Source organism: Paracoccus sanguinis (assembly GCF_900106665.1).
GTDB classification, from domain to species: domain Bacteria; phylum Pseudomonadota; class Alphaproteobacteria; order Rhodobacterales; family Rhodobacteraceae; genus Paracoccus; species Paracoccus panacisoli.
The window spans coordinates 110,675-122,128 of sequence record NZ_FNNA01000006.1 but is presented as its reverse complement, the minus strand read 5'-3'; the positions used below and the strand labels follow the sequence as shown (position 1 = coordinate 122,128).

General features: G+C 67.6%; 15 protein-coding genes and 1 pseudogene. 12 read left to right on the top strand and 4 right to left on the bottom strand.

The features are described 5' to 3' along the window. A pseudogene (locus BLW17_RS17920) lies at nt 1-154 on the top strand (methylmalonyl-CoA carboxyltransferase); the annotation flags it as partial. 349 nt (nt 155-503) lie between these two features. Here the strand turns inward: BLW17_RS17920 and BLW17_RS15075 are convergent. After that, complete coding sequence (locus BLW17_RS15075) at nt 504-1,586, bottom strand: hypothetical protein (RefSeq protein ID WP_036731589.1); 1,083 nt, start codon at nt 1,584-1,586, stop codon at nt 504-506. 673 nt (nt 1,587-2,259) lie between these two features. Continuing rightward, the gene (locus BLW17_RS15070; RefSeq protein WP_036731591.1) at nt 2,260-3,063 is read right to left on the bottom strand and encodes a DNA adenine methylase; all 804 of its coding nucleotides are present in this window, start codon (nt 3,061-3,063) and stop codon (nt 2,260-2,262) included. Nucleotides 3,064-3,189: 126 nt separating this feature from the next. Here BLW17_RS15070 and BLW17_RS15065 point away from each other — a divergent pair, with 126 nt between their 5' ends. Next, nucleotides 3,190-3,804: a hypothetical protein gene (locus tag BLW17_RS15065; RefSeq protein WP_036731593.1), complete on the top strand. Its 615-nt coding sequence runs from the start codon at nt 3,190-3,192 to the stop codon at nt 3,802-3,804. Here BLW17_RS15065 and BLW17_RS18200 read toward each other — a convergent pair. Next, a complete protein-coding gene (locus tag BLW17_RS18200; RefSeq protein ID WP_156116111.1) occupies nt 3,801-3,974 on the bottom strand; it encodes a hypothetical protein in 174 nt (57 codons plus the stop codon). The two genes, BLW17_RS15065 and BLW17_RS18200, sit on opposite strands and share 4 nt — an antisense overlap. A gap of 210 nt (nt 3,975-4,184) precedes the next feature. Beyond that, nucleotides 4,185-5,006: an XRE family transcriptional regulator gene (locus BLW17_RS18725; RefSeq protein ID WP_244507342.1), complete on the bottom strand. Its 822-nt coding sequence runs from the start codon at nt 5,004-5,006 to the stop codon at nt 4,185-4,187. On the opposite strand from BLW17_RS18725, the gene BLW17_RS15055 reads away from it, so the two are divergent. The 10 genes from BLW17_RS15055 to BLW17_RS15015 all read left to right on the top strand — a co-directional run bounded on the left by BLW17_RS15055 (nt 4,998) and on the right by BLW17_RS15015 (nt 11,451). After that, nucleotides 4,998-5,240, top strand: a complete 243-nt coding sequence (locus BLW17_RS15055; RefSeq protein ID WP_244507341.1) for a hypothetical protein — start codon at nt 4,998-5,000, stop codon at nt 5,238-5,240. The two genes, BLW17_RS18725 and BLW17_RS15055, sit on opposite strands and share 9 nt — an antisense overlap. After that, complete coding sequence (locus BLW17_RS15050) at nt 5,240-5,464, top strand: hypothetical protein (RefSeq protein ID WP_036731596.1); 225 nt, start codon at nt 5,240-5,242, stop codon at nt 5,462-5,464. Before BLW17_RS15055 ends, BLW17_RS15050 begins: the two co-directional genes overlap by 1 nt. Continuing rightward, a complete protein-coding gene (locus BLW17_RS15045) occupies nt 5,461-6,087 on the top strand; it encodes a hypothetical protein (RefSeq protein WP_074826991.1) in 627 nt (208 codons plus the stop codon). Before BLW17_RS15050 ends, BLW17_RS15045 begins: the two co-directional genes overlap by 4 nt. Further along, nucleotides 6,084-6,371, top strand: a complete 288-nt coding sequence (locus BLW17_RS17915; protein WP_036731600.1) for a hypothetical protein — start codon at nt 6,084-6,086, stop codon at nt 6,369-6,371. The genes BLW17_RS15045 and BLW17_RS17915 overlap by 4 nt, the downstream gene beginning before the upstream one ends. A gap of 27 nt (nt 6,372-6,398) precedes the next feature. Then, nucleotides 6,399-7,322, top strand: a complete 924-nt coding sequence (locus tag BLW17_RS15040) for a ParB/RepB/Spo0J family partition protein (RefSeq protein WP_052176221.1) — start codon at nt 6,399-6,401, stop codon at nt 7,320-7,322. Then, nucleotides 7,319-9,427 carry a transposase domain-containing protein gene (locus BLW17_RS15035; protein ID WP_036731602.1) on the top strand — a complete coding sequence of 703 codons (2,109 nt, stop codon included), beginning with the start codon at nt 7,319-7,321 and terminating at the stop codon, nt 9,425-9,427. The genes BLW17_RS15040 and BLW17_RS15035 overlap by 4 nt, the downstream gene beginning before the upstream one ends. Nucleotides 9,428-9,516: 89 nt before the next feature. Continuing rightward, nucleotides 9,517-10,230 (top strand): AAA family ATPase, encoded by a 714-nt coding sequence (locus BLW17_RS15030; RefSeq protein WP_170835618.1) that lies wholly within the window; start codon nt 9,517-9,519, stop codon nt 10,228-10,230. Further along, entirely contained in the window at nt 10,227-10,796 is a 570-nt protein-coding gene (locus BLW17_RS15025; protein WP_052176224.1) for a helix-turn-helix domain-containing protein, read from the top strand. The genes BLW17_RS15030 and BLW17_RS15025 overlap by 4 nt, the downstream gene beginning before the upstream one ends. Continuing rightward, entirely contained in the window at nt 10,793-11,170 is a 378-nt protein-coding gene (locus tag BLW17_RS15020) for a hypothetical protein (RefSeq protein WP_036701202.1), read from the top strand. The genes BLW17_RS15025 and BLW17_RS15020 overlap by 4 nt, the downstream gene beginning before the upstream one ends. After that, nucleotides 11,167-11,451 (top strand): hypothetical protein, encoded by a 285-nt coding sequence (locus tag BLW17_RS15015; RefSeq protein WP_036701205.1) that lies wholly within the window; start codon nt 11,167-11,169, stop codon nt 11,449-11,451. The genes BLW17_RS15020 and BLW17_RS15015 overlap by 4 nt, the downstream gene beginning before the upstream one ends. Nucleotides 11,452-11,454 lie beyond the last annotated feature (3 nt).

Sequence of the window (11,454 nt, the reverse complement as noted above, 5' to 3'; positions counted from 1 at the left end):
GTTCGACAACGACGTCGAGGCGCTGACCGAGATCCGCCGGCTCTTCGACGTCCTGCCGCTGTCGAACCGCGACAAGGCCCCGACCCGGCCGTTCTTCGACGACCCGGCGCGCATCGAGGCCTCGCTCGACACGCTGATCCCCGACAACCCGAACCAGCGCGCCCCGGTATAGGCAGCGAGCAGCGGCAGCCAGTAGAGACCGTCGCGGATAATCTCCGTCCCGGGCTCCAGCCGCCGCGACGGCGAGCGTGACCCCGTCCAGACCGGCGAACGAAAGAGGCGCCGGAGGTCCTCCTGGCTGAATGGCAGGACGGCATCGCGGGCGTCCCGCGCGTCGACCTCGCGGAGGTTGGTAAGATCAAGCCGATCGCTGACCTCTATCTCCTGCAGCCGCGCGTGCTTGAGGATCTGGCCGCGGAAGCCGAGGTTGCGGTTCACGGTCGCCGGCGACAGTCCCTGCGACTTTCCGACCCGGCTAGCGTTCGCGATGATCTGGCCGAGCGTCATGCTCCGCTCGACGGCGCTTTGCGATAGAGCGGCGGCAGCTGCGCCATAGCCTCGATGAAGCGGGCAAGGCGCGCTTGGGTGACCTCGCGAACATCGCGGATGCCGGCGGCCTCGCTGAAGAGCCTGGCGGTCGCCCCGATCTGGTGGGCGGTGCGGTCGGCCACGCGGCCGCGGGTCTGCTTGCGCCCTGCCATGCTGCGCGCCACAGCAACGAGATCGGGATTGTAGGCGGGCAGGTCCTGAAGGACAGGTCCCTTCAGGATCCTACGGTCCTTTGGGTCGGGTTCGGCAGAGACCTTTACGGGACAGATCCCTTTCCGCGAAAAGGATCCATGAACGGATGCGGCCGGATATCGGTCCTGGTCAGAGTTGGACCTATGGTTGAGGCCACGAGCCGCGGTACCGACCTCAGAAACGGCAGAGAGCAAATTTTCGACCGCCTCGGCGGCCAGGTCGGACTCCTGGGCTGCGAGCTTGTCGGTCGCCATCGGCGCCGCGCTCCGCCCCCACATCGGCAAGCGTCGCGCCTCCCGCAGCATAAGCTCACTTGGCGGCTCGCCCAGAAGCCCGGTCAGCCGCCGCGTCAACGTCGCCGTGACGGCCGGCGTTTCCTCGACCGTGCGCTGAAGATCGAGGCACCGGCCAACGTGTTCGATCAGCGGTGCGTCGTAGCCGTCAACCGCCAGCCGCTGCCGTGCCGTGTCCGTCAGCTGGGCACCTATGCCACCATCGGCCAACAACCGCAGCGCCAGCCCGTGGGCCATGTCCTCGCGGCGCTCGGTGGCTTCGTCATCCGTAGGCCGCCCGACTCTCACCGCGCAATAGGCGCCGGCCGGCTCGAGTTCGTCGCGCACCACCCCGTCCAGCAGGGACTTTGCCTCGGCGGGGGTGAGCCGTCGTTCTATCATGTCGTCGAATTCCGCGGACGATCGCAGCGTGAAAATGGTGGCGATCCGTCGGGCCGCGCGGGGGGCGGTCGTGCACAGGATGACCTGGAGCGACCCGGCCCCTGCCACCGTCGGAATGCGGGGGCGCAAGACATAGGTCGCCTGCTGGCGGGTGACGTTGTTAGGTGACACCTGATCTTGCAGAGACCTGCGAAGAGCCGCGGAGATCAGCGAAGAGCTGCGAAGGGCCAGGAAAAGCGGGCCCGAGAGGGGTTGATGGGAGCCTCTAGCGGACCAGCGGTGAAGTTTGCAGAAAGTGGCGATCTCGGCTGGTTTCGACCTCTGAACCGGCACGGGTTAGGCCGAAGCGGAAGCGCGAGAGAACCGCGTGAAAACCCCTTCAATGCTGGTTCAATCGGGGTAGTAGCCGGTGCCAGGCGCTCCGGAACTGACGCTCCAATGCCATCCTAAGTGGGACGCTGCCCGCCCACTTAGGGATCGAGCGTCCCACTTAGCGATTTATGCAGCAATTACAGCGGGCTGACCAGCATAAGTGTGCGGCAGGCGCTTGGACTAAGTGGGACGCGATTTCCAGGCTCATACAGGGCTTTCGACAAGCGAAAGCGCCCCGTCAGGCAGCGGCCTCTGAAGGTGGACTGCAAGTTCAAATGGCTGCGTCATCCACACCTCCCACTCCTCTTGGGCGGTGAGAATGACAGGCATTGCCTTAGGGTGAACGGCGGCAACCTCGGCATTTGGCGGGCAGGTCAGGAAGGCGAACAGGTCGTCTGTGGTCTGGCCACTCGCAGCCGGACAGGGAACGCTCCCTCATCGATCTTGGCCTGTGCAGTGCTGCGACGAACCATCAGCGGAAATTGCTGATCAGCAGCTCGGCGCGCGACCCTGCCGGCTCCTTGCGGGCGCCGCCAATCGTGTAGGTCGTGCGGACCTCTTCGAGGGCAAAGGCCCCGAACAGCTCGCGGACCTCCGGCACGTCGTTGAGCGAGAGCAGAAACCGGCCACGGATACCCGCGAGAACGGCGGCGAGCCGCTGGAAGTCGTCGCGGCAGAACAGCTGACGCCCGTAATCCGCCTCGCAGCCCCAGTAGGGCGGATCGAGGTAAAACAGGGTGTCGGGGCTGTCATAACGGGGGATGAACGCTGACCAGTCGAGGCACTCGATCACCACGCCGGCCAGGCGGCTGTGCAGATCTTCGAGCATCGGCTCAAGGGTGGTGAGGTTAAAGCGGCCAGGCCTTTCGCGGGTGACCCCAAAATTCCGGCCGCTGACCTTTCCGCCGAAGGCGGTCCGCTGAAGGTACAGGAACCTCCCAGCCCGCTCGAGGTCAGTGAGGGTGTCTGGGTCCACCGCCACCAGGCGCTCGAACTCGGCTCGGGTGGTGAGCTGGAAGCGCAGGGTTTCGAGAAACTGCGGGTAATGGCGCTGGAGGATGCGGAACAGGTTGGCGATGTCTCTCGCACGGTCGTTGATCACCTCGGCCCGCGGCCGGGCGGAGCGGCGCAGGAAGATGCCCCCCATGCCGACGAAGGGCTCGGCGTAGGTGATGCAGGGGGAGGCGTCGAGGATCGCGCAGATGCGGCGTGCGAGGTTGCGCTTGCCGCCCAGCCAAGGCGCTACCGGAGAGGTTGAGGTGATCGGTGTAAGCATGGCGGTACCCGTAGTTCCCGACGCGCATTGTAGAACAAAAAGTGAACATCGCGCAATTGCACGCCGGCTACGGATTCTCAATCTTGTCAACCTGTGGCAAATTGCGGCGGCTAGCAGGAGGAACGCATGCTCGCGCCCGAGACGTTTACCACGCTGCCCTATGATTTCTTATGGTTGTTCGCGACAGGCTATGTCGCCTATCGCATCGCCTTCGTCGGCAGGAACAGCCATCACAAGACCTTCGACGAGACTTTTCTGGTCGTTGTCTTTGCCACGCTGGCGAGGCTTATTTCCGCGCTGCTCGCGACGCTGGCGGGAACATACTCCTTATCCGGATCTGTGTTGGCGACCCTCGGCACGCTTTGCCTCGCAATCGTCTGGCGTCGCTGGCTCTCGTGTTGGCTGCGCAAAACCCTGAGAGAGGCAAAGCTGGTCGATCACGATGGCCACGCCGATGTCTGGCGGTCGATGCTGGCCGAGGACCTGCGTGGCCCCACACAGCTCGTCGTGGTGCTGAAGTCCGGCAAGTCTTACCTTTGCGACGATCTCGCCCGTTTTAATGACGCACCACTAGGGCCCTGTCTCTGGGGCGAAGATGGCTCAGTCGCGATGTACATTACCGCACTGCGCAAACAGGGCGAGGCTTGGCAGGATTGCAATCCCGAAGGCGAGAACGGCTTCGAACTGTCTTTCTTCAAGGCCGCAGATATCGAGCGGATCGATATAACCCGCAGGGCCTAGTCCTTCTCCTTGGGCTTCGCCGGCGCCGTAGCCAACTGCCGCACGACGACTGTTTCGGCTGACGGCCTCATGGAGAAGTCTCCGGTGGGCCGATGCGAGGGAGTGCTGACCTGCTCGCCGTTTGGCTGCTTGCTGCCGAGCTGGCGTTCCGTGCGGTCGCTGTCCGCCATGGTCAGTCCTTCGGTTGCGGTTTAGATGGGGCGGTAGAACCTGTCGAGGGCTTCGACGGCGCGGGACGCTGGCTATCGCCGACCCGGATTCGGCTCATAATATCAGTCCTTAGGTTGAGGCTTGGTCGCTGCTGGAGCGACCGGCGACCTGTCAGCGATTGGGCGCTGGCTCTTATCAATCTGTCCGCACTTATCCTTATCGCTCATGCTTCACTCCCTCACCGTGTGCCCCCACCAGACCACCCGACCGATGATCTCGGCGCGCTTGAGGCGGTCGCCGGTCAGGACTTCGACCGGGAATTCGTTGTTGTCGGACAGCAGCTGCATCTGGCCGGTCTCGGGTCGCTCCACGCGCTTGATCCTCGGTCCGTCGGCTGTGTTCACGGCATAGATCGGGGGCAGGCGCCGATCCTCGGGGCCGCGTTTGCGCACCGCGACCTCGCGCGAGCCGGTGTCGATCAACACCATGTCGTCGTCGTGCAGGGTGGGTGCCATGCTGTCGCCGCGGACCCGGGCGATCCGCGCCTTGTCGGCCGCGATGCCCATGCGGTCGAGCCAGTCGCGACGGAACGCGAGGTGGCCGATCACTGCCTCGGTGTCGTTTTGCGCCGAATACCCCGCGGCGAGGAACGCGTCGTGGATCGGGATGCTGGCAAAGTCGTCGGCGACGTGGAGTGCGTCGGCGGTCAGCGCAGCAAGGCGGTCGGACGGCGTTTTCCCAGTCAAGATGAAAGACACATCCGCGCCGTGTTGGGCTATTGCCGCAAGATAGTCAGCGGTTGGGGCCTTACCCTTCTCGTAAAGGATCTGAGAACCCTTAGAGACGCCTCCTCGCTCAGCGAACGCAGGCTGTGACAGGCCCAGCCGTTCGCGTTCCGCAAGAATGCGGCGCCCGCGGTCAAAATCTTGGACCTTAGTTGTTGACGAGTTCAAGATTTTGAACCATATCTTGCCTTGTAACGGCGCGGAGACGCCTTGCGAGGCAAGATGGCAGAAAAATCCTTCCCCTTCCAGCCGGGCGTGATGCTCCACGAGGCAATCGTGGGCGCGTTCCGGGCCACCGGTGGCAGCTTCGAGGTCTGGTGCGCCGAAAACGGCGTCGCCCCGAGCATCGCGAGAAATGCGACGTTCGGTGTCGCCAAGGGCCCCAAAGGGCGCGCCCTGCTGGCCAAGCTGATCACCGCGGCAGGCCCCGAGGTCGTCCGCGCGGGCTATCTGGCCCGCTTCAAGACCCATGCTGAAGACCTCCGGAAGGGGGTTGCGTGATGGCTACGTCTGCAGCTGAGCGCCATCGCCGGCTCGCGGAGATCATCACGGCCCAGGACGAGCTGGCCGCGGCCTTCATGCGGCTGGACTGGATGGTGCGCGACCTGATGCGCGCCGAGTTCTGCGAGCCGCCCGACCTCGCCCGCCGGTCGGCCGCCGCCGGTGCCGAGGATGCGTCTGTTCCAGCGGCCATCACCACCCTTTCAAGAGAGGTTGAAGCGTGAGCCCCATGCAACTCGAGACCGCGGCCGATCGCGCCGCGCGGGTCGCCCGCCAGCGCCGCCAGGCTCTGACCGGCGCGCAGCAGATCGACTGCGACGACGCCCCGGTCTCGTCCATCGAGACCATGGCCGAGGTGAGAGCGCGATTGGCGCGCCGCCTTGACCCCGTCTACGCGGCGCGGGCGGCCGTCGAGGCACTGCCCGAGCGGCAGCGTGTCGAGCTGATCGGCGAGCTGCTCTGCTCGCTCGGCGGAGCGCGGGCCAAGGATCACCTCGCGCGGACCCGGAACCTGATCACGAGCCAGCTCCACAGGCTGATCACGTCCGAATACGATGCCGAGGTCGCGGCGCGGCCCGGCCTGATGGCCCCCGAGATCGCGCGGCCCGAGGGGCCGGCACCGGCATCCAGCCCATCCCTCACCCGGCGCTCCCCCGCCGGGGACAGGGCCGACCTCGGGGCGGCGGTAGCTGCCACTCCCCGCCCCGAGGCGCGGGTTTCACCCGGACGGCGCATGCTGCGCGCCGCGCGGGCGCTCGACGACAGCTGGATCGGCGACGCATTGGGCGCCGTCTGCCTCTTTGCGGGCGGCTACCTGCTGTTCGTGGTTGCGGGGGTGCTGTCGTGAGCGGATTTTCGGTCCGGCGCGAGGACGGCACCTACAAGGTGCTCGACCCCTCGGGATACGTCGCGGCGCGGTACGCACACCGCGATCGCGCAGAGGCCAAGGCCGATGCGCTGACCCGTGCCCCGCATGATCGCGCCAAGGAACGCCCCTGCATGTGCTGCCGCCGGGTTTTCCGCAGCGAAGGCATCCACAACCGCCTGTGCACAGAGTGCCGCCGCCAGACGGCCGACCATGATGCCTGGGGGCCTTCTCCCGGCAAAGCCCGCTTCGGGCGGCGCAGCTGACATTCAACGAGACCACGCGAGACGATCATGCCCGAGCCGACCCTGATCCAGAGCAAGACCACCCTTCCGGTCGCGGAGATCCGCGCCGATCGTCGCCTGCGCCCCGTCAGCGAGGCCGGGGTCGAGGCGATCCTCGCCTCGGTGGGCGAGCTGGGCCAGATCGTGACGCCGCTGACGGTGCGGCAGCGGCAGGTGCAGGGCAGCGGGCTGGTCTACGAGCTTCTGGATGGCGCGCACCGGCTCGAGGCGGCGCGACGGCTCGGTCACGGCGAAGTCCCGGTGCGGGTGTTCGAATGCACGGGCGACCAGGCGGCGCTGATGGAGATCGACGGCAACCTGGCGGGCGCGGAGCTGAATGCGCTCGACACGGCGGTGTTCCTGGCGACGCGGAAGGCGGTCTACGAGCGGCTGCACCCGGAGACGAGGGCGGGTGTCGCCGGCGGCCTTGCGCGTCAAGGTTCAGCGGCGGACATGATGTCCGTTGCTAGTTTTGTAGGCAGCACCGCCGAGAAGTTCGGCCTGTCCGAGCGCCATGTCCGGCGGATGACCGCGGCGGGCGCCCGGCTCGGACCCGACGAGGTGCAGCAGCTGCGGCTGGCGCCGCGTCCGGTCACGCTGGCCGATCTGCAGGCGATCAGCGCCATCGGCGAGGCGCCCGAGCGCTACGAGGTGGTGCGTCAGCTGGCGACCGGCGAGGCCAAAAGCGCGGCGGCGGCCCGCAAGGCATGGTTCCACCGCGAGAACCCGCCGGCTCCCGTGTCCCCCGAGGATGCCGAGTTCGCGGCGCTGCATGACCGGTGGGCACGAACCAGCAAGGCTGCCCGCCGTCGCTTCGTCGCAGCGAACTTCGACGAACTGGCTGTCCTGGTCGCCGAGGAAAGCGTGAGGCACGGCGACAAGGCGTTCTTCCTGAACCGTGCGCTGCCGTTTGACGGGGGTGCCGGAGAATGAGCCGCAGCGGACCCCCGCAGGAGTGGTGGACGGCGGCAGAGTTGGCGGCGTCCGGCCTGCCCGACCTGCCGACCACCAAACGCCGGGTCAACGACATGGCGCTGCGGCTGGGCTGGGCCAATGCGCCCGGCAAGTCCAGAAAGCGGGCCGCGCGAGGCGGCGGCCTGGAGTACCACTGGTCGGTGCTGCCCGCGCGGGCGCGGGTGCGTTTGGCCATCACTGGCGCCGAAGAGGTCGTGAAACCTGTCCGCGCGCGGGACGAAGTCTGGGCGGAGTTCGAGCAGCTGGGCGAACAGGCCGCCGCGCGGGCGCGGCAGCGGCTTGAGGTGGTTCAGGTCGTCGAGGCGCTGGTCCGCAGCGGAAGTCGTCGGGATGCAGCCGTGCGCGACATCGCCAAGCGCCACGACGTATCTGCGCGATCGATCTGGAACTGGCTGGACATGGTGCGGGGCATCCCGCCCGAGGACTGGCTGGCCTATCTGGCTCCGCGTCACCGCCGCGGTCCGACCGGCGGGACGGTGATCGTCGATCCCGATTTCGGTGACCGCCTGAAATCCGACTATCTGCGCCTCGCGCAGCCGAGCTTCACCTCGTGCTACGAGCGGACCCGGCGCTGGGCCGCGAAGGAGGGCGTGCCGGTGCCGGCGCTCCACACGGCGCGACGCTGGTACCAGCGGACCACCTCGACGGCGATGGAGGTTCTGGCGCGCAAGGGCGTTGACGCGCTCAAGCGGCTCTATCCTGCCCAGATCCGGGATCGCTCGGGGCTCCACGCCCTCGAGGCGATCTGCGGCGACTATCACCGCTTCGACGTGTTCGTGCGCATGCAGACGCCCGACGGCGAGCAGGTGGTCCGTCCGCAGATGGTCGCCTTCCAGGATCTGTTCTCGGGCAAGATCCTCGCCTGGCGGCTCAGCCACAGCGCCAACAGCCAGACCGTTCAGCTCTGCCTGGGCGACCTGATCGAGCACTGGGGCATCCCAAAACATGCGCTGCTCGACAACGGGCGCGAGTTCGCGGCCAAGACCATCACCGGCGGCACCCCGACCCGGTTCCGGTTCAAGGTGACCGAAGAGGACATCCCCGGGCTGCTCACCACGCTCGGCTGCGAGGTCCATTGGGCCACCCCGTACAGCGGCCAGTCAAAGCCCATTGAACGGGCGTTCCGCGACCTCTGCGACCGGGTCGCCAAGCACCCCGCCTGTGAGGGCGCCTACACCGGCAACAGCCCGGACGCGAAGCCCGAGAACTACGCCAGCCGCGCGCTCGAGTTCGAGGAGTTCCGGGCGCTCGTCGATGCAGAGATCGCTGCGCACAACGCCCGGCCGGACCGCCGGACCGAGGTGGCCTTCGGCCGGTCCTTCGACGACGTGTTTGCCGAGAGCTATGCCCGCGCGCCGATCCGCAAGGCCACGGCAGAGCAGCGGCGGCTGTGGCTGATGGGCGCGCGGGGCGTCTCGGTCAGTCGCACCAACGGCCGCATCAGCTTCATGGGCAACGCCTATTTCGACGAGTGGCTGCACGAGCACCTGGGCGCGACCGTGGTGGCGCGGTTCGACGCAGATGCGCTGTGGGACGGGCTGCACATCTACGCCCTGTCCGGCGCCTACCTCGGTTTCGCGCCGTGCCAGGAGAAGGTCGGGTTCTTCAGCGCCGAGGGCGCGAAGGAGATCAAGCGGGCCCGGACCAACTTCACGAAGGCGACGCGGGCGCAGCTGGAGGCTCATCGCCGCCTGAACGCCGCCGAGGTCGCTGCCGGCGCGATGGGGGCGATGCCCCCGGCGCCGGCGCCGCCGCCGGCCCGGGTGGTGGAGATGCCGGCCCCCCACAAGCGCGCTGCGCGCGTCAGCCGGGTAGCGGCAGAGGACGATCGGCCCGTGGAGGAGGTGGTGACCTCTCTCACGCGCCACCGCTCGGCGCGCGGCGCGCGTGTCGAGGACGAGCGTGACCTGTTCGCACGGGCGCTGGAGTTCGAGGCGTCGCTCGCCCGCGGCGAGGCACTGACCGCAGACCAGGCGCGCTGGCTGCGCGGCTACCAGACGCATCCCGACTACCGGGCGCAGAAGCTGCTCGCCGAGCAACTTGGGCAGGGACTGCGGGGATAAGGCGGCGCGGCTGATTTCACAGGCCAACCGCGCCGATCGACTGAACGATGGAGGCAAGGATGACAGAGCAGAGAGAAGAAAAAAAGACCTTGGCGCCGCTTCGCAACGTGAGCCGGATGCTGGCGCTGATCGACAGGTTGCAGAACCGGGGCGACGGTGTCCCCGGGATGGGCTGCTTCTACGGCTTCTCGGGCCTCGGGAAGTCCATGGCCTCGTCGTTCGCGGTGAACTCCACGCGCGCGGTCCACGTCCAGATGAAGAGCGTCTGGACGCACAAGCGGCTCTGCGAGGCGATCCTCGACGAGCTCGGCTTGCCCGCCCGCGGCACCGCCGCAGACATGGTCGACCGGATCGCCGAGGCACTCGCGGCCGACAGCCTGCCGCTGCTGATCGACGAGGCGGATTTCTTGGTCAAGAAGGGGATGATCGAGATCGTCCGCGACCTCTACGAGATGTCCGAGGTTCCGGTCATCCTCATCGGAGAGGAGCTGCTGCCGCAGAAGCTGAAGCGGTGGGAGCGGGTCCATGGGCGCATCAGGTCGTGGGTCTCGGCGGAGTTGGCCGACGACAGGGACTTCGAGCTCCTGCGCACGATCCGGGCTCCGGGCATCGACATCGAGCCGGAACTGGTCAAGGCGATCAAGGTCAACAGCAACGGGAGCGCCAGGCGGCTGGTGGTCAACCTCGACGAGGTCGACGAGATCAGCCGTCGCATCGGACGCGACCGCGTCGGCATGGCCGACTGGGGCAACATGCCGTTCTACACTGGCGACGCGCCGCTTGCCCGGGGGTACGCGGCATGAGCGGGCAGGGCGCAAAGAAGACTGCGCTGGCCGACGAGCAGCGGCAGGCAGCATGGCTGCAGGTCGCTGACCGTGACGGCTTCACGGCGACCGAGCTGGCGACGGCCACGGGCATGTCGCCCGAATGGGCCCGCAAGGTGATCCGCGAGTGGCAGGCTGAGGGGTTGATCGCCGAGGCCGGGCAGGAGGGCCAGACGACGGTCTGGAAGGCCAGCGCGCCGCCGACCGACGATCAGTCGGTCTACGCCCGGGAGAGCCGTCGGCCCGAATTTGCGATGTGGCGCACGATGCGGACGCTGCGCCGGTTCGCGGCGGCTGACGTCCATCTGACAGCCAATACCGATGCGACGCCGCTGACCGTCGCCGACATCCAGAAGTACTGCTCGACGCTCGCGGAAGCGGGATACCTCGCGGTGGCTTCCAAGGGCCGCCCCGGGCACCGCGCCGCCGTCTACACCATCAAGGGTCGACCGGGGCCGTTCCCGCCCCGGCTCGTGCGGGTGCCGGCCATTTACGACCCCAACGAGGGCTCGTTCCGCGTCCTCGAGCGTCGGGTCCGCCCATGAGCCCGGTCGATCACGTCGCCAAGGCCCGTGCCGCCTGGGGCGCGAACGTCCCGAGCTGGGTGATCGCGCTTGCAGAGGCCTGCGCGAAGGCGAGCCAGAACCGCGTGGCCCAGCGGCTCGGCGTGAGTGCGTCCCTCGTCTCGTCGGTACTGGCCAACAAGTACCCCGGAGACGTCGAGCGTATTGCCGAGATCTGCCGGGGCGAGTTCGAACGCCAGACGATCGCCTGCCCGGTGCTGGGGGATATCGCCCCGCTGGCCTGCCGCCGCTGGCAGCTGCGAGCCGACCGGCTCCGGACCGGCAACAACCAGAACGCTCGCATGTTCCGCGCCTGCCGCGGGTGCGGCCGCTATCGCAAGGAGGAGATCGAATGATGACCGTCGACGACATGCAGCGCGTGCTGTCGCTGCCAGGCGATCCCGAGCACCCGGAGTTCGGGCCGGCGGTGATGGAGGCCGGTGCGCGCCTCGCCATGGCCGCGGCCGACGACAGAGGGCTGCGCGCTGCGCTGCACGAGGCTGTGCAGCTGGTGCTGGTGGGGATGTCAATCGAGACAGACCGGCCGCGCGCCACCCTGCACATGCTGATCGCCGAGCTGACCGAGGGTGCCGAGGAGCTGCTCGCCCTGACCGGCCACGCCCGGCACGACGCTTGACCC